Here is a 17,979-nt window from a genome sequence, read left to right on the forward strand (position 1 = left end):
GGTGGGTGGCGTCTGCGAGCGAGGGGCGCCATTGTAATGCTTTTTAAACCCGCGGGGGAGGGGTAACTGCCTGTTTTTTGGGCGCTTGCCGCGCCGCCTCAGGCGATGTGCATAAGAAGGGAGGTGGAAAGTCGACCGATAAGCCGGGTTCTGTCGTTGGACAGTCATTCCTCTAGGCCTGCCGTTGCCGGCAGGCTCAAGCAACCTACCCGGGTACAGCGCGGGCCACGCCAATGTACCCCTATTTGGTCTTGCTCCGGATGGGGTTTAGCCTGCCGTCCGTGTTGCCACGTCCGCGGTGCGCTCTTACCGCACCTTTTCACCCTTGCCTGTGCCGTGCGACAGCGTGCTGGCAAGCCAGCGCTGGTGCAGGACGTACGCCCTGGAGGGCGCGTATCCTGGCCTGTCGCGGCGGAGCCGCACCTTGCGGTGGGGCCCCCGGCCATCGGCGGTTCAGCTCTCTGTTCCACTTTCCGTCGCCTCACGGCGCCCGGTCGTTAACCGGCATCCTGCCCTGCGGAGCCCGGACTTTCCTCCCCGTGCAAGCACGCGGCGACTGTCTGGTCGACTTTCCGCGGCGGATTGTAGCAGAACTGGCCCCCTTCAGTCGAAGCGCACCGTGTAGCGGGTCTCGACGTCGACCGTGGTGCCCGCCTTCGCCTGCACCGACCAGCCCTTGGACAGCCGGTAGACGACCTTGACCGCCTGCGACGCGCTGGTGATGCCGTACTCGTAACCGAGGTACAGCGACTGCGTCAGCTGCCGCCCCAGCGTCACCACCTGCTCGGCCGGGCTGACCGTGCCGTTGGATAGCGTCTTCTCCTCGGTGCTGGTGAGGCCGATGTCGTCGAACAGGCCGATCTGGTCGTTGAGCGCGCCGGCGAGGAAGCTGCCGGCCGACGCGGCGAGCGCCGCGTTGTCCTGGCTGCCGCCACCGGTACCGCGGCCGAGCACCAGCCACGAGAAGCGCTCCTTCTCCGGCATCGGCTCGTCGCTGATCAGCGCGACCTTCGGGTAGAGCACCGACCCGGTTACCTCGACGCCGGCGCCGACCGGTGAGTTGCGGCGCAGCGCGCGGATGGCGAGGCCCGGGTTGTCCGGCGGCCCGTTGAACACGATCTGCCCCTTGTCGATGTCGAGGTCCTGCCCGTACGCCTTGAAGCGGCCCTCCTCGGTATCGACCACGCCGAACACCGACAGCGGCGCGCCGGGTTTGGCGATCAGCCGCAACTGGCCGGTCAGCCCGGTGGTCAGCCCCTTGCCCGAAAAGCGCACCTTGTCGCCCAAATCGACGCCGACGTTCAGCGCGAACGGCAGCGTCGTCTCGCCGTCCTCTCGCTTGGGACGGCCGACGACGACCACGTCCGGCCCGAGCGCGGGCGCGCCAAGCTTGGGGAAGTCCAGCCGCGCGCGGTCGACCTTGAGCATGCCGTCGACGCTGACCGCGTCCTCGCCCAGCGCGAGCGTGGTCTGCCCGGAGACGACCACCCGCATGCCGGGGCGGGACAGCGCGACGAAGCGGTTGAAGCGCACGGCGATGTCGGCGGTCGGCCGCGCGCCGGCGAGCGAAACGCTGCCGCTGGCGCTCACGCTGTCGTCGCGGCCAAAACTCAGGCGCTGCAGCGTCAGCGTGCGCCCGGCAAACACGGCGTCGAGCGTGCCGTCCTGCAAGGCGACGCCGGCCAGCCGGTCGGTGAAGGCGAGGTTCGCTGCGCGCAGGGGGCCGGAGAGTTGCGGCTCGCCGAGTGTGCCGGCAAGGTTCAGCGTCGCATCCAGCTTGCCTGCGACCCGCTGGCCGATGGCAAGCCAGGGCTGGGCGAGCGAAAGGTCGGGCAGCGCAAGCGCCACGCGCCCGGACAACGGGGACGCCGCACCGAACGCGCCGCCCAGCGCGCGCAGGTTTGCGTCACCCGATGCGCTGCCCAGCGCGCTTTGCAGCCGCGCGTTCAGCGCGGCACTGCCGCCGTCCAGCCGCAAGGCCGCCTCCAGCGCCGACAGGCCGAGCGGCCGCGTGCCGCCGCCCTTCAGCGGCAGGGTGACGTCGCCCGACTCGCGTACGAAGCGCACGCTGCCTTGCGGCAGGGCGCCCTGCCCGCGCAGCGACCATTCGCCGCCGATGCTCAGGTCGGTCGCCACCGGCAGCTTGTCGACGAAGGGCTGCACGGCGTCGGCGCCCAAGCCGCGCACACTGCCCGCGCTATACCAGCCGTCGCTCCGGCGCCAGCCGCTGTTGTCCAGGCGCCAGTCGGCGCCCAGCGCCTGCCAGCGCCCGCCGCCCAGGCGTACCTCGTCGGCACCGGCGGTAAGCAAGACCGGCTGCAGCAGCACAAGCGACGGTGCGCCGTCCAGCTGCAGGCGCGAGAGCGTCCCCTGCCACAGGTAGGCGTCGGACAGGCCGCCCGCGAGGTTGGCCTGCACCGCGTACGGCCGCTCGGCGAGCGAGAGCTTGCCGGTGAGCGCCAGCGTGTGCCGGCCGCGGGTGCCGGCCGCGGCGAGCGTCAGGGTTTCGACGCGGGCGTCGCCTGCACGCGCGCCGGCCACCTTCAGCGCGAGCTCGAACGGGGTGCCGGCGCCGCTGGCAAGCTCACCGCGCGCGGCAAGCGACGCCACCGACACCTCGCCCGGCAGGCGCAGGTCCGCCGCGTCGGCGCGCAGCGTAAAGAGCGGCGCGCGCGGCGTACCGGCAAGCTGCAGCGCGGCGTTGGCACGGCCGCCGAAGGCCGGGCCCAGCAGTTCGAGCTGGTCGGCGGCGAGCGTGAGCGAGAGCCGGTCGCCAGGCTCCCCCCACGCGCCGGTGGCCGAGAGGCGGTTGCCGCCGAGCGCGAGCCTCACGTCGACACCGTCCACCTCTACACCCTGCCAGCGCGCGCACGCATAGCCGGACAGCGGCGCGCCGGACAGCGTGCTCGGTGCGAGCGAAAACGCGAAGCGCCCGGCGCTGCCGTCGGCGAGCCGCGCGTCGACGTCGAGCTTGCCATCGATGCGCCCGGCCGGAAGGCTGGGCGACACCCTGGCCGGGTCGAACGCGGCGAGCGAGCCCTTGAGCGCGAGCGGCAGCTCGCCGGTGAGCCCCAGCCGGCCGCCGAGCGAGACGGATCCTGCGCCGGCTACAAGCGCGAGCGTCCGGATGTCGAGCGCGGCCGCGCCGCTGCGCTGCCACAGCGCCTCGCCGGTAAGACGGTTGCCGCCGGCAGCCAGTGCGAGCGAAAGCGTCGGTGCAAGCTTGGGGCCGGCGAGCCGCGCGTTGCCCGACACGGTCAGCGCCGGCGCAGCGGGTTCGATGCCCTTGAGCGCGAGCTGGTCGACGCCGACCCTGAGGTCGAAGGTGCGCGGGTTGAAGTCGCCGGCGAAGGTCAGCCGGCCGGACCCCAGGTCGGCGAACGCGTCCGACAGCACCAAGCGGTCGTCATCCACCCTGAACGCGGCGACCGCCAGCTTCAGCGGCAGCTTGCCCGCGGACACCGCGCCGGCGGCGGTGTTGATCAGCGACAGGCCACCCTGCAGCCCGTCGCCCTCGGGCTTGGCCTCGATCGCCAGCGAGATGCGCGCGGCGGGCGCGCCGGGCATGAGCCGCGCCGGGTCGACGCCGGCCATGCGCACGGTCAATGCGTCGACCTTGCGGAAGAGTACCGGCGCAAACGGCGCGAAGCGCCCGTCGACGTCGATCAACACGCCGGCAGAGACCGCGTTCGCCTTCAGCGTCGGTGCGACGAGCGTACCGCCGACGTCGGTTTGCGCGCGCACCGAGTGGCCCTCGAGCTCGCCCTTGAGGTCGACGCGGCCGGACAGCGCAAACGGCGCGGCGCCACCCAGCGCGAGCGCGCCGGCCGCCTCGCCCCACGGCGCGACAAAGCGCTCGAGCGCGACCGTATGGAACCCCGACTGGTAGCGGTAGCTGCCGGCGATCTGCTGGAAGGTGAGTTTGGGGCCGGCGAGCACCACCGCATCAACCGACAGACGCGCCACCTCGACGTCCAGCGGCAGCGCAAGCGACGTCGGCGCCGCGGTGGGCTTGCCCGACGCGGGCGTGCGGTCGTCGACCAGCACGCTGCCCACGCTCAGGCGGTCGACCTTGAGTTCCCCCTGCCACAGCGCGCGCGGCTGCCAGGCCAACATGAGGCGGCTAACCTCAAAACGCTGGAGCGGCTGCTGCCAGCGCGCGTCCTCGAGCGTGAAGCCGCGCCACAGCGTACCCTCGACGCGGGCCACCGACAGCGCGCCACCGCTCGCGCGCGCCGCAAGCTGCCACAGCCGTGCGAAGCCGGCTTCGCTGCCGGTCAGCCACGCCAGTGACCCCACCAGCGACGCGAGCAAAGCCACGCCGGCGAGCAGGACGATACGCCAGCGCCTGCGTTTGGGCGGTCTGGCAGCGGGTTCGGTGGTCGGGGTGTCCCCCGGGGACGGCAGTGTCGGTTCGGTCATCGTCAGGTCAGAACGGCAGGCCCAGGCTCATGGTCCAGCGCCACTTTTGTTCGGATTCGCCGCGCGCGATATCGAAGGAGATCGGCGCGACCGGGCTCAGCCACTCGACGCCGAAGCCGTAGCTCTTTCTCGCGCGGTAGCTGTCCCAGCTGTCGGCGGCGTCGCCCAGGTCGTGGAACAGCGCGAGCCGCCAGCCCGGGCGCACGGTGAACATGTACTGCAGCGAGCCAGTCGCCAGCACGCGCCCGCCTTCGACCGCACCGCCCGGGCCGGCGACGCCGAGGCTCTCGTACTCGTAACCGCGCACGCTGCCGGCGCCGCCGGCGCGAAACAGCAGCGACGAAGGCACCGACGCCGTCTGCTGCGCCCACACTTCGCCCACGTCGCCGCGCATGAGCCAGGTGCCGGGAAAGAACGACGGCGACCAGTACAGCGCGGCACGCGCGCGGCCGCGCACGAAGGCGGTGTCCGACAGCGCGCTCCCGAGCGTGGACGACAGGCGGCCGTCGAGCAGGTAGCCGTTGCGCGGGTCGAGCACGTCGTCGAGCTTGCGCTGCGTCCAGCCGACGGTCGCGAACACCGCCTGGTTGCGCTTGTCCTCGACGCCACCGACCGTCTCGCGGTCGAGCACGTATTCGACGCCGATGCGCGCCTCGATGTCGCCGCGCTGGCGCAGCCGCCACACGCCGCCCTCGACCGAGTCGCGCTCGACGCCCTGCACCTCGCTCTTCTTCAGCGCGACGTTCGCGGTATGCGAGTAGCCGTCGCGGGTACGCGGCAGCGCGAGGCCGAAGTTCAGCGAGGACTCGTCGCGGTTCCAGTCGAACAGGATGGAGCCGACGTAACCGCGGCGGAAGATGTTGTAGTGTTCGTAGCCGATGCGCGTCCCCGGTCCCTGCTCGCTGTCCCACTTGAGGCCGAGCTCGGCCTTCTGGCGCGGCAACTCGACCACGCGCACCAGGATGGGCATGCGTCCGTCGGCAACCTCGTTTTTCAGCGGCACGACGATCGCCGACGAGAAGTGCGGGTCGGCCTCCAGCGCGCTCTGGAACGCGGTGAGCTTCTCCAGGCTGTACGCGCTGCCGCGCTGGAAGTCGGCCTGGCCGGTGACGACCTTCTCCGGGTAGCGCTTGAGGCCCTCGACGCGGATGCGGCCGAAGTCGACGTGCTCGCCGCTGTCGATGGTGACGGTCAGCGCCGCACCGTGGGTTGCCGGATCTATCTTCGCCTCGGCCGAGGCGATCTTCGCCAGCGGGTAGGCGCCGACCGCGATCAGCTGCAAAGCGAGCTTCTTGGCGTCGTCCCAGCCCTCCTGGGTGAACACCGCGCCGTCGGCGAGCGGCCACTGCCCGGACAGCTCGCCCTGCACGGCAGCGAGCGCGGCGGCGTCGCCGGCGATCGCGCCCTGGTAGTGCACCTGCCAGCGGTCGATACGCACCGGCTCACCGGGACGCACGTCGACGCGCACGCTGTCGCCGTCACGGCGCACCTGCACCTCGGCGCCGAAATAGCCGGCAGTCTCCAGAAGACGCCTGGCCGCGGCCGGGGTCTCCTCGAGCAGCGCCGCGAGCGTGCCCTCGTCCATCTCCGGGTCCTTGGCAAGCGTGACGAGTTCGAGGTTGTCGGCGAGCAGCGGCTTCAACGCGTCCGGCGCTTCGATGTCGACGCGGTAGGACAGGGCGGCGTGGGCAGGGCCCGCCAGGCAGGCGAGCAGCAGGTAGAAGACTGGGCGGCGCATATCCCTAATGGTATAGGAAACCGCACAGGCACGTTACCGGCAGCATCCGTAAACCCATGAAGCATAGGGCGTTCCTGCCGACCGCACGCAAAAACGGCCCGGGCCGGAAACCGGCGCGGGCCGCTGGCACGCGGTGACTTAGCGCTTCTTCTGCGGCGGCAGGTCGGTGCAATGGCCGTCAAATGCCTCGGCGGCCATGCCCAGGCTCTCGCCCAGCGTCGGGTGCGGGTGGATGGTCTTGCCGATGTCGTCCGGGTCGCAGCCCATCTCGATCGCCAGCGCGACTTCGCCGATCATGTCGCCGGCGTTGGGGCCGACGATGGCGCCGCCGACCACGCGGCGCGTCTCCTCGTCGAACAACAGCTTGGAGAAGCCGTAGTCGCAGCCGTTGGCGATGGCACGGCCGGACGCCGCCCACGGGAACTTGCCGACGCCGACGCGGATGCCCTGCGCCTTCGCCTCGCGCTCGGTCAGGCCGACCCACGCCACTTCGGGCTCGGTGTACGCGACCGACGGGATCACCCGCGCGTCGAAGTAGCGCTTATGGCCGGCGGCCACCTCGGCGGCGACGTGGCCCTCGTGCACGCCCTTGTGCGCGAGCATCGGTTGGCCGACGATGTCGCCGATCGCGAAGATGTGGCCGACGTTGGTGCGCTGCTGACGGTCGACCGCGATGAAACCGCGCTCGTCGACGGCGACCCCGGCGTTTTCGGCGCCGATCAGCTTGCCGTTCGGGCGGCGGCCGACCGCGACCAGCACCAGGTCGTACTTCTGCTCGGACTCCGGCGCCTGCTCGCCCTCGAACTTGACCATCACGCCGTCCGGCCGGCAGGTGACGCCGACGGTGCGCGTACGCAGCATCACGCGGTCGAAACGGCGCGCGTTGCGCTTCTCCCACACCTTGACGAGGTCGGCGTCGGCGCCGGCCATCAGGGTGTCGGCCATCTCGACCACGTCGATGCGCGCGCCCAGCGCCGAGTACACGGTCGCCATCTCCAGGCCGATGATGCCGCCGCCGATAACCAGCATGCGCCCCGGCACCTCGCGCAGTTCCAGCGCGCCGGTCGAATCGACGATGCGCGGATCACTCGGCATGAAGGGCAAGGCAACCGGCTGGCTGCCGGCGGCGATGATCGCCTGCCTGAAGCGGATGACCCGGCGCTCACCGGTCTCGTCCTTGCCCTCGCCCGCGGTCAGGCTCACTTCCAGATGGTTGGCGTCGACGAAGCGGCCGTTGCCGCGCACCACTTCGACCGCGCGCGCCTTGGCCATGCCGGCAAGGCCGCCGGTCAGCTTGCCGACCACCTTTTCCTTGTGCGCGCGCAGTGCGGAAAGGTCGACCTGCGGCGCGCCGAAGGCGACGCCGCAGTCGGCGAAGTGGCTCGCCTCCTCGATCACCGCGGCGACGTGCAGCAGCGCCTTGGACGGGATGCAGCCCACGTTCAGGCAGACGCCGCCCAGCGTGCCGTAGCGCTCGACGATCACGGTCTTCAGCCCGAGGTCCGCCGCGCGGAACGCCGCGGAGTAACCGCCCGGCCCGCCGCCCAGCACCAGCATGTCGCACTCGATATCGGCGTCTCCGGATGGCGCCGGTGCCGCTGCGGGTGCGGCGGCGGCCGGCTGCACCGGCTCGCCGGCGGCCTCGACCAGCGCGATCACGTCGCCGGCCGACACCTTGTCGCCGACGGCGACCTTGAGCGCTCGCAGCACGCCGCCCGCCTCGGCCGGCACGTCCATGGTCGCCTTGTCGGTCTCCAGCATGATCAGGCTGTCGCCCGCGCCGATCGCGTCGCCCGGCGCGACAAACACCTCGATCACGCTGACGCCGGTGTGGCCGCCGATCTCGGGCACCTTAAGTTCAATCACTTTGCTCATGCGCGTCCCCTTACAGCATCAGCCGGCGGATGTCGGCCAGCACCTGCGCGAGGTAGCTGGTGAAGCGCGCGGCGGCGGCGCCGTCGATCACGCGGTGGTCGTAGGACAGGCTCAGCGGCAGCATCAGCCGCGGCGCGAAGGCCTGCCCGTCCCACTTGGGCTTGATCTCGCTCTTGGACACGCCGAGGATCGCCACCTCGGGCGCGTTGATGATGGGCGTGAACGCGGTGCCGCCGATGCCGCCCAGGCTCGAGATGCTGAAGCAGCCGCCCTGCATGTCGGTCGGCAACAATTTGCCGTCGCGCGCCTTCTTGGCGAGCAGCGAGGTCTCCTGCGCGATCTCGATCAGGCTCTTCTTGTCGGCGTCGCGCACCACCGGCACCACCAGCCCGTTCGGCGTGTCGGCGGCGAAGCCGACGTGGTAGTACTCCTTGAGCACCAGTTGGTCGCCGTCGAGGCTGGCGTTGAATTGCGGGTACTTCTTCAGCGCGGCGACCACGGCCTTGACCAGGAAGGCGAGCGGGGTCAGCTTGACGCCGTCGGCCTTCAGCTCCTCGCCCATGCTCTTGCGGAACGCCTCCATCTCGGTGATGTCCGCCTCGTCGAACTGCGTGACGTGCGGGATCATCACCCAGTTGCGCGCGAGGTTGGCGCCGGACAGCTTCTTGATGCGGGAGAGCGGCTCGGTCTTGATCGGGCCGAACTTGGCGAAGTCGACCTTGGGCCACGGCAACAGGTCGAGCCCGGCGCCGGACGGCGCGGCGGGTACGGCGGCCTGCGCGGGAGCGGCGAGCACCGCCTTGACCCACGCCTTGACGTCCTCGTCGGTGATCCGCCCCTTGCGGCCGGAGCCCGGCACGCGGCCGAGGTCCACCCCCAGTTCGCGCGCGAGCTTGCGCACCGACGGGCCGGCGTGCGCCTTCACGAAGCCGGCCTCGTCGACGGCGGCGGCCTTGACAGGCGCCGCCACCGGCGCGGCAGCTTGAGCGACGGGTGCTGCGGGCGCGGGGGTTGGGGCTGGGGCTGGGGCGGGCACGGCAGGCTGGGGCGCCGGCTGCGCGGCGCTGGCGCCGGCCACCGCCTCGACTACCGCGATCAGGTCGCCCTGCGCCACCTTGTCGCCGACCTTGACCGCGACTTCCAGCACGCGGCCGGCGGCCACCGCCGGCACGTCCATGGTCGCCTTGTCGGTCTCCAGCGTGATCAGCGTGTCGTCGAGCGCGACGACGGCGCCGGGCGCGATGGCGACCTCGATCACGTCGACGCCGGCGTGGCCGCCGATGTCGGGCACGCGCAGTTCGACACGGCCGGTAGCCGCAACGGGCGCCTGAGCCGCGACGGGTACTGCCGCCGGTGCAGGTGCCGGTGCAGCTTCAGCCTGTACGGCCGCTGCCGGCTTGGCGGCAGCCGGAGCGGCCACCGCGCCGGTGACTTCAAGCAGCGCGATCACGTCGCCCTGCGACACCTTGCCGCCGACCGCGACGCGCACTTCGCGCACCACGCCTGCCTTGTCGGCCGGCACTTCCATGGTCGCCTTGTCGGTCTCCAGCGTCAGCAGGCTGTCGTCGACAGCGACGGTGTCGCCCGGCTTGATAAACACTTCGATCACGTCGACGCCGTCATGGCCGCCGATATCGGGCACTTTCAGTTCGATCATCTCGCTCATTTCACACCTTCCAGCTCGGCAGCTTGTCGACGTTGACGCCGTAACGCTTGATCGCCTCGGCGACGCGCACGGCGTCGACCTTGCCCTCGCGGGCGAGCGCCGACAGCGCGGCGACGGCGACGTGATAGCGGTCGACCTCGAAGAACTCACGCAGCTTGGCGCGGCTGTCCGAACGGCCGAAGCCGTCGGTGCCGAGCACCACATAGCGGCCGGGCACCCACTCGCGGACCTGTTCGGCGTACGCGCGGATATAGTCGGTCGCGGCGACGAACGGACCTTCGCGGCCGGCGAGCGCCGTCTCGACGTAGGACGCCTCGGCCGGCGCGGCCGGGTTGAGCAGGTTGTGGCGCGACGCGGCGCGGCCGTCGCGGGCCAGTTCGTTGAACGAGGTGACGCTCCAGATGTCGGATGCGACACCGAAGTCGTTGCGCAACAGGTCGGCAGCGGCGATCACCTCGTTGAGGATGGTGCCCGAGCCCATCAGCTGGACCTTGACCGCCGAGTCACCGCCGTCGCGCAGCAGGTACATGCCCTTGAGGATGCCCTCTTCGGCGCCGGCGGGCATCGCTGGGTGCGCGTAGTTCTCGTTCATCAGCGTGATGTAATAGAACACGTCCTGCTGCTCCACATACATGCGCTTGAGGCCGTCCTGCACGATCACCGCCAGCTCGTACGCGAAGGTCGGGTCGTAGCTGATGCAGTTGGGGATCAGGCCGGCCTGGATATGGCTGTGGCCGTCCTCGTGCTGCAGGCCCTCGCCGTTGAGCGTGGTGCGCCCGGCGGTGCCGCCCAGCATGAAGCCGCGCGCGCGCATGTCGCCGGCCGCCCAGGCGAGGTCGCCGATGCGCTGGAAGCCGAACATCGAGTAGTAGATGTAGAACGGGATCATCGGGATGCCGTGGTTGGCGTAGCTGGTCGCCGCAGCGATCCAGCTCGACATCGCGCCCGGTTCGTTGATGCCTTCCTGCAGCATCTGGCCGTCCTTCGACTCCTTGTAGAACATCAGCTGGTCGGCGTCCTGCGGCACGTAGTTCTGGCCCTGGCTCGACCAGATGCCGTACTGGCGGAACATCCCTTCCATGCCGAAGGTGCGCGACTCGTCCGGCACGATGGGCACGATCTGGCGGCCGATGTTCTTGTCCTTGAGCAGGGTACCCAGCATGCGCACGAAGGCCATGGTGGTCGAGAACTCGCGCTCGCCGGAATCCTTGAGCATGGAATCGAACACGTGCAGGCCCGGCACCGCGAGCGGCGCCTTGACCGGGCGGCGCGCCGGCAGGCTGCCGCCCAGCGCGGCGCGGCGCTCGCGCATATAGGCCATCTCCGGGCTATCGTCGGCCGGCTTGTAGTAGGGCACGTTCTCCAGGTCGGCGTCGGACACCGGGATGCCGAAGCGGTCGCGGAATTTGCGCAGGCTCTCCAGGTCCATCTTCTTCGCCTGGTGCGCGATGTTCTGCGCCTCGCCGGAGGAGCCCATGCCGTAACCCTTGATGGTCTTGGCGAGGATCACCGTCGGGCGGCCGCCGGCGTTATGCACCGCCTCGTGGTAGGCCGCGTACACCTTGTGCGGGTCGTGGCCGCCGCGGTTGAGGTTCCATACCTCCTCGTCCGACATGTTGGCGACCATCTCGCGCAGTTCGGGGTACTTGCCGAAGAAGTGCTCGCGCACGTAGGCGCCGTCCTTCGACTTGAAGGTCTGGTAGTCGCCGTCGACGCACTCTTCCATCCGCTTCCGGAGCAGGCCCTTGCTGTCCATCGCCAAGAGCGGGTCCCAGCGGCTGCCCCAGATCAGCTTGATCACGTTCCAGCCGGCACCGCGGAAGTCGCCTTCCAGTTCCTGGATGATCTTGCCGTTGCCGCGCACCGGGCCGTCCAGCCGCTGCAGGTTGCAGTTGATCACGAACACCAGGTTGTCCAGCCCCTCGCGCGCGGCCAGCGCGATCGCGCCCAGGCTTTCCGGCTCGTCCATCTCGCCGTCGCCGCAGAAGCACCACACCTTGCGCCCCGGCGTGCGCGCGAGGCCGCGGCTCTCCAGGTACTTGAGGAAACGCGCCTGGTAGATCGCCATCAAGGGGCCAAGGCCCATCGACACGGTCGGGAACTGCCAGAAGTCCGGCATCAACCACGGGTGCGGGTAAGACGACAGGCCCTGCCCGTCGACTTCCTGGCGGAAGTTGTCGAGGTCGGCCTCGGACAGGCGGCCCTCGAGGAAGGCGCGCGCGTAGATGCCCGGAGCGATGTGGCCCTGGAAGAACACCAGGTCACCGTCCTGCTCGTCGTTCGGCGCGCGCCAGAAATGGTTGAAGCCGACGTCGTACAGCGTCGCGGAGGACTGGAAACTGGCGATATGGCCGCCGAGCTCGAGGTTCTTCTTGCCGGCGCGCAGCACCATGGCGGCGGCGTTCCAGCGGTTGATCGAACGGATGCGGTGCTCGAGCTCATGGTTGCCCGGCGACTTCTTCTCGCGGCCGACCGGAATGGTGTTCAGGTACGCGGTGGTCGCGTCGAACGGCAGGTAGCCGCCCTGGCGGCGCGCCTGTTCGACCAGCGTCTGCAGCAGGAAGTGCGCGCGCTCGGGGCCTTCCACGGCGAGCACCGACGCGAGCGCGTCGGTCCATTCCTGGGTCTGCTGGGGGTCGAGATCGTCGGGAAAACGTTCAGCCATTGTTGCTCCTTCACGGATGTCGGTGCGGCGCGGGCTCGTGACCCCCGCCGTCGCTTGTGGCGCCGACCGCGCACAAAGACTTCGCAGTCGAACACAAATTCACGCTGTCATGCTCGGATACGAACACAAATGATCAGCACTCGCGAGTTTAATCGGGTGGCACGACATTTGGAATAGGGGTTTAGTGCAGCGGCTCTACGCGGCCGGCAAAAAAGGCGGATGCCGCATTGCAGCATGTTGCATTTGGGCGAATCAGCGCGGCGTGCGGCTTGCACCGCCGCCCTTGACCAGCGGCTCGAGCTCGCGCAAGCGCGCCTCGATGGTCGAGCGCAGGTAGAAGTTGTCGCCGGAGGCCGCGTTGGCAAGCCGGTACTGGATCAGCGCGGGTTCGAACGCGTTTTCGAAATAGAACGCGTTGCCCAGCGCGGCGTGGTAGTTCAGCGGGTCGCCCTCGCCGTACAGCCGGGCCGACAGCCGCCACAGCGCGGAATCGGTCGGGTAGCGGGCGAGCAGCGCGCGCACGCGCTCGAGCGCGGCGGCACGCAGCCCGGTCGCCTGCAGCGCGTCGACCTCGCCGGCGAACAGCACGCGCTGCTCGGGGAAGGCGGCGAGCCCCTTGCGGTACGCGGCCAGCGCCGCCTGCGGCTCTCCGGCGGCAAGCGCGATCTCGCCCTCGAGCGCGAAGAGCATCGCGTCGTCGGGGAGCGTCTGCCGCGCGCGCGCGAGCGACTGGGCCGCGTCGGCGAAGCGGCGCCCGGCCAACTGGGTGCGCGCGAGGCCGTACCACTGCGCGCCTTCGCTGATGAAGCGCCGCTCCCTGAGCGCGCCCTGGTAGTAGCGCTCGGCCTCGGCCGGCCCCAGTTGGGCGATGCGCAGCTTCTCGCGCACCAGCAGGAAGTCGGTGCTGTCGGGTTTCATGCGCACCGGCGTCTGCTGCGCGCGGGTCTGCCCCTCGCTGATGCGCTCGCCGGTGACCGGGTGGGTACGCAAAAAGGACAGCGCCTGGTTGTCGTCGTAACGGCTGGTCTGCTGCAGGCGCTCGAAGAAGGCGGGCATCGCGCGCGCGTCGAAGCCGGCACCGCCCAGGTACTGCATGCCGATGCGGTCGGCCTCGCGCTCGAAGTCTCGGCTGTAGGAGAGCTGGCTTTGCTGCGCCATGCCGAGGCCGGCGTTGATCGCGCCGAAGGTCGCGTCCGAGTTGCCCGAACGCGAGGCGAGCACGCCGGCCAGGATGGCGGCGAGCACCCACAACTGGCTCTGCGTCGACGTCTCGCGCATCCGCGCGAGGTGGCGCTGGGTGACGTGAGCGACTTCGTGCGCGAGCACCGAAGCGAGTTCCCCTTCGCTTTGCGCAGCGAGGATCAGCCCGGTATGCACGCCGATCACGCCGCCGGGCATCGCGAACGCGTTGATCGACGGCGCCTCGACGGCGAAGAAGGTGAAATCGGAACCGGTGCCGGCGGCCGAAGTGATGCGCCGGCCGAGCCTTGCGAGGTAGGCGTTGACCTCGGGGTCCTGCACGACGCCGCCGGCGTCCCGCAACTGCGACAGGATCTCGCGGCCGATGCGCGCCTCTTCGGCCTGCGACAACGCGCCCTCGCCGGCGACGCCGATATCGGGCAGCGGCGCCGCGTGCGCGGCGGGGAAGGCGAGCGCGACGGCGAGCACGCCGGATACCAAGACTTTCCTCATCATGTCCTTATGATGCGCCACGCCGCCGGAAGTTGCGCGGCGTCAGCGGCTGGCCAGTTGCAGCGCGACGCCGTGCTCCTGCATCATCTTGGTCATCGCCTGCGACGGCGCGGTGTCGGTGAACACCATGTGGAAGTCGCTCAAATGACCCATGCGCACCAGCGCGTTACGGCCGAACTTGCTGTGGTCGGCGGCGAGGAAGCGGTGGCGGGCGTTGGCCATCATCGCCTGCGCGACGCGCACCTCGCGGTAGTCGAAGTCGAGCAGGGAGCCGTCGGTCTCGATCCCCGACGCGCCGATGATCGCGTAGTCGACCTTGAACTGGTTGATGAAGTCCAGCGTCGCCACCCCGGTCACGCCGCCGTCGGACGCGCGCACCACGCCCGAGGTGATCATCACCGTGAAGTCGGGGTTGGCCGACATGATGGACGCGACGTGGATGTTGTTGGTGATCACGCGCAAGCCCTTGTGCTTGAGCGCAAGCGCCTGCGCGACCGCCTCGATCGTCGTGCCTATGCTCATGAAGATCGACGCGTGGTCGGGAATATTCGCCGCGACCAGCTGCGCGATATGCGCCTTTTCGCTCTGGAACTTGCCCTTGCGCGCGAGGTAGTCCTCGTTCTCGACGCTGTTGCCCAGCGCGGCGCCGCCGTGGTAGCGGCGCAGGAGGTTGGCTTCGCACAGCTGGTTGATGTCGCGGCGGATGGTTTGCGGCGTCACGTCCAGCAGGCGTGCCAGCTCCTCGATCGGCATGAAGCCGTTTTCGCGGACGAGTTGCAGGATCTTGTCGTGACGGGGGGATCGGCTCATGTTGATTCGGAAACGAACAATTCGAACCCCTGTCTTTATCATAATTTGTCGCCGGCATGCAAATCCGCGGCCGGCGTTTCACAAGGAAACCCCATGACGCCCAGCCTGCTCGCCATCGATCAGGGCACGACCAGCACCCGCGCGATGGTGTTCTCGACCGGCGCCGAGGTACTCGCCCGAGCCCAGCTCGAGCTGCCGCAGATCTTCCCGGCGCCGGGCTGGGTCGAGCACGACCCGGAGACGATCTGGGCGCATACGCTGAAAGTCTGCCGCGAGGCGCTTGCCACGCCCGGCGTCGGCCGCGTCGCCGCGCTGGGCATCACCAACCAGCGCGAGACGACGCTCGTGTGGGATCGCGCCACCGGCCGCCCGGTCTACCATGCGATCGTCTGGCAGGACCGGCGCACCGCCGGCCTGTGCGAGGCGCTGTCGACACCCGAGGCACAGGCGCTGGTCGCCGAACGCACCGGCCTGGTGCTCGACCCCTACTTCTCGGCGAGCAAGATCCGCTGGCTGCTCGACACCGTGCCCGGCGTGCGCGAACGTGCCGACCGCGGCGAGCTCGCCTTCGGCACCGTCGACAGCTTCCTGCTGTGGCGGCTGACCGAGGGGCGGGTCCACGCGACCGACGCGACCAACGCGGCGCGCACCCTGCTGTTCGACATCCGCCGCCAGTGCTGGGACGAGGACCTGCTCGCGCTGTTCGACATCCCGGCGTCGCTGTTGCCCGAGGTGCGCGACAACGCGGCGGATTTTGGCACCACCTACCTGTTCGGCGAACCGATCCCGATCACCGGCATGGCCGGCGACCAGCAGGCGGCGACCGTCGGCCAGGCCTGCGTGCACCCAGGCATGGTCAAGTCGACCTACGGCACCGGCTGCTTCATGGTGCAGAACACCGGCGACACCATCGTCGCGTCGCGCCACCGCCTGCTGTCGACCGTCTGCTACCGGCTGGACGGCCGCCCGACCTACGCGCTCGAAGGCAGCATCTTCATCGCCGGCGCCGCCGTGCAGTGGCTGCGCGACGCGGTGCGCCTGATCGACCACGCAGGTCAGACCGAGGCGCTGGCGCGCCAGGTCGAGAGCACCGGCGGCGTCTACCTGGTGCCGGCGTTCACTGGCCTTGGCGCACCGTACTGGGACCCGCTGGCGCGCGGCGCGATCACCGGGCTGACCCGCGACTCGGGCATCGCGCATATCGTGCGCGCGGCGCTGGAGTCGGTGTGTTACCAGAGCCGCGACCTGATGGCGGCAATGCAGGCGGACGGCGTGCAAGCACCGGCGTCGCTCAGGGTCGACGGCGGCATGGTCGGCAACGACTGGCTGATGCAGTTCCTCGCCGACATGCTGGACGTGCCCGTCGAGCGCCCGCGCATCAGCGAGACGACCGCGCTGGGCGCGGCGTGGCTGGCCGGCCTGGGCGCCGGCGTATTCGATTCGCTGGAGACGCTGTCGGACAGTTGGCAGCGCGCGGCACGCTTCGAGCCCGCGATGGCCGCGCAGCGGCGCGACCAGTTGTACGGCGGCTGGCGCGACGCGGTGGGGCGCACGCTCAGCCGCTAGGCATGTGCGGGCAGCTGGCGGACGAAGTCGGAGAGCGGCATCGGCCGCGCGAAGAAGTAACCCTGCAGCACGTCGACGCCGGCGGCGGCGAGGTAGTCGCGCTGGGCGGCCGTCTCGACGCCCTCGGCGACCAGCTTGAGGCCGAGGCGTTGCCCAAGCTCGATCACCGCGTCGAGCACCACCTTGCCCAGCGAGTCGCGCTCGATCGAGTCGACGAAGGCGCGGTCGATCTTCAGCGTGTGCACGTGCAGCTCGGACAGGTAGGAGAGGCTGCTCTGCCCGGTGCCGAAGTCGTCGATCGCCAGCTCCACGCCGAGCGCAAACAGCTCGGCGAGCTGGCCGCCGTGCCCGGCAAGGTCGAAGGTCTCGCGCTCGGTCAGCTCGAGCACCGGCACCACCGCGTCACCCAGCCGCTCGCGCAGCGCGCGGCACATGCCGGGTAGCGCAGGGTCGGCCAGCTGGGTGGCGGTGACGTTGAACGCCAGATGGAAGCCCTCCGGCAGGCGCGCGCCCGCGAGCCCGGTGGTGGTTGCGGCCATCAGGTCGCGGGTGATCGCGCCCAGGCAGCCGCTTTGCTCGACCGCGGCGATGAACGCGCCCGGCGCCAGCACATGGTCGCCGTCGTGCCAGCGCATCAGCACCTCGGCGCCCAGCCAGCGCCCGCTCAGCGGGCTGACCAGGGGCTGCAGGTAGGGCACGAACTCGCCGCGGGCCCGCGCCCGCTCGATCACCTCGCCCGCGGCCCGCGGCAGGCTCATCCAGTGGTAGGCACCCCACGCGCCGAACAGGCCGACCAGTACCAGGAGCACCAGCATCGGCTCGTACGCGCGCCAGGCGGCGAGCAGGATTTCATCGCCGTCGAGTGCGACGGCGACAGTGAACGGATAGACCGGGTCGGCCTTGCGCATGTCGAACAGCAGCTTGTGCGGAATAGCCCCGGCCTGCACCCGCCCCTTGCCGTCCATCCAGTTTGGGCCAACCTGCAGCATCACGCCCTGCCCCAGCACGCCGTGGCGCAGCGCGCTGCGCAGGTGGCCGCCGGAGACGCCGACCAGCACGGCGGCGTCGTCCGCAGCCGGCTCACGCCACACGAACACCGCCTCGTCCGGCGTCAAATCGTTGCCCGGCATCAGCCGCGCGCGGCCGTCGGCGTAGCCTTCCCGCTTGGCATCGCTGACCTGCCGGCCGAACAGCGACGAGCAGTACAGATGGTCGTTCCGCGCCAGGCTGACCGTGCGTACATAAAGCACGGTGGTCACCTGATGGCGCAAGCGGTGCACCACCTCGTCGGTACACGGCTGGCCGGCCTGCGGCAGCACCTGCCGCGCCGCGTGCTGCGCGCGCTCGAAGATCGCGTGCATCTCGCGGCCCGACTCGGCCAGCGCCCGCCCGGCGTCGTCACGCAGCCCGAGATAGGTGGTCGACACGGTGATGCCCCAGCCGACCAGCACCGGCAGCAACACGGCAAGCGAAGCAAGCGCCATGCGCAGCAGGCGGGACGGTACTCGCAGCTGGAGCAGCGGCATGGGGGACGACCCGGTTGAA

The 17,979-nt window shown here is 70.1% G+C and carries 9 protein-coding genes and 1 other RNA gene; 1 reads left to right on the forward strand and 9 read right to left on the reverse strand.

Going from position 1 to position 17,979, the window contains the following annotated elements:
* Nucleotides 1–123: 123 nt before the first annotated feature.
* The 8 genes from rnpB to GZH52_RS12690 form a co-directional block, all read right to left on the reverse strand.
* An RNA gene (gene rnpB, locus GZH52_RS12655) (RNase P RNA component class A) lies at nt 124–572 on the reverse strand.
* A 31-nt stretch (nt 573–603) separates the two neighbouring features.
* The gene (locus GZH52_RS12660) at nt 604–4,422 is read right to left on the reverse strand and encodes a translocation/assembly module TamB domain-containing protein (protein WP_163316821.1); all 3,819 of its coding nucleotides are present in this window, start codon (nt 4,420–4,422) and stop codon (nt 604–606) included.
* 7 nt (nt 4,423–4,429) lie between these two features.
* Complete coding sequence (locus GZH52_RS12665; protein ID WP_163316822.1) at nt 4,430–6,160, reverse strand: autotransporter assembly complex protein TamA; 1,731 nt, start codon at nt 6,158–6,160, stop codon at nt 4,430–4,432.
* Nucleotides 6,161–6,298: 138 nt separating this feature from the next.
* On the reverse strand, nt 6,299–8,035 hold the full coding sequence (gene lpdA, locus GZH52_RS12670) for a dihydrolipoyl dehydrogenase (protein WP_163316823.1): 1,737 nt from the start codon (nt 8,033–8,035) through the stop codon (nt 6,299–6,301).
* Between the two features lie 10 nt (nt 8,036–8,045).
* Nucleotides 8,046–9,701, reverse strand: a complete 1,656-nt coding sequence (gene aceF, locus GZH52_RS12675; RefSeq protein WP_163316824.1) for a dihydrolipoyllysine-residue acetyltransferase — start codon at nt 9,699–9,701, stop codon at nt 8,046–8,048.
* A gap of 1 nt (nt 9,702) precedes the next feature.
* Nucleotides 9,703–12,366, reverse strand: coding sequence for a pyruvate dehydrogenase (acetyl-transferring), homodimeric type (gene aceE / locus GZH52_RS12680; RefSeq protein ID WP_163316825.1), 2,664 nt, complete (start codon nt 12,364–12,366; stop codon nt 9,703–9,705).
* A 252-nt stretch (nt 12,367–12,618) separates the two neighbouring features.
* Entirely contained in the window at nt 12,619–14,061 is a 1,443-nt protein-coding gene (locus GZH52_RS12685; protein ID WP_239058121.1) for a M48 family metalloprotease, read from the reverse strand.
* Between the two features lie 39 nt (nt 14,062–14,100).
* Nucleotides 14,101–14,868: a DeoR/GlpR family DNA-binding transcription regulator gene (locus tag GZH52_RS12690; protein ID WP_163316826.1), complete on the reverse strand. Its 768-nt coding sequence runs from the start codon at nt 14,866–14,868 to the stop codon at nt 14,101–14,103.
* Nucleotides 14,869–14,961: 93 nt separating this feature from the next.
* Between GZH52_RS12690 and glpK the strand changes: the two genes are divergently transcribed.
* Complete coding sequence (glpK, locus tag GZH52_RS12695; protein WP_163316827.1) at nt 14,962–16,434, forward strand: glycerol kinase GlpK; 1,473 nt, start codon at nt 14,962–14,964, stop codon at nt 16,432–16,434.
* Here the strand turns inward: glpK and GZH52_RS12700 are convergent.
* A complete protein-coding gene (locus GZH52_RS12700; protein WP_163316828.1) occupies nt 16,431–17,960 on the reverse strand; it encodes an EAL domain-containing protein in 1,530 nt (509 codons plus the stop codon). The genes glpK and GZH52_RS12700 overlap by 4 nt on opposite strands.
* Nucleotides 17,961–17,979 lie beyond the last annotated feature (19 nt).

The organism is Crenobacter caeni, assembly GCF_010435965.1.
Taxonomy (GTDB): Bacteria; Pseudomonadota; Gammaproteobacteria; order Burkholderiales; family Chromobacteriaceae; genus Craterilacuibacter; species Craterilacuibacter caeni.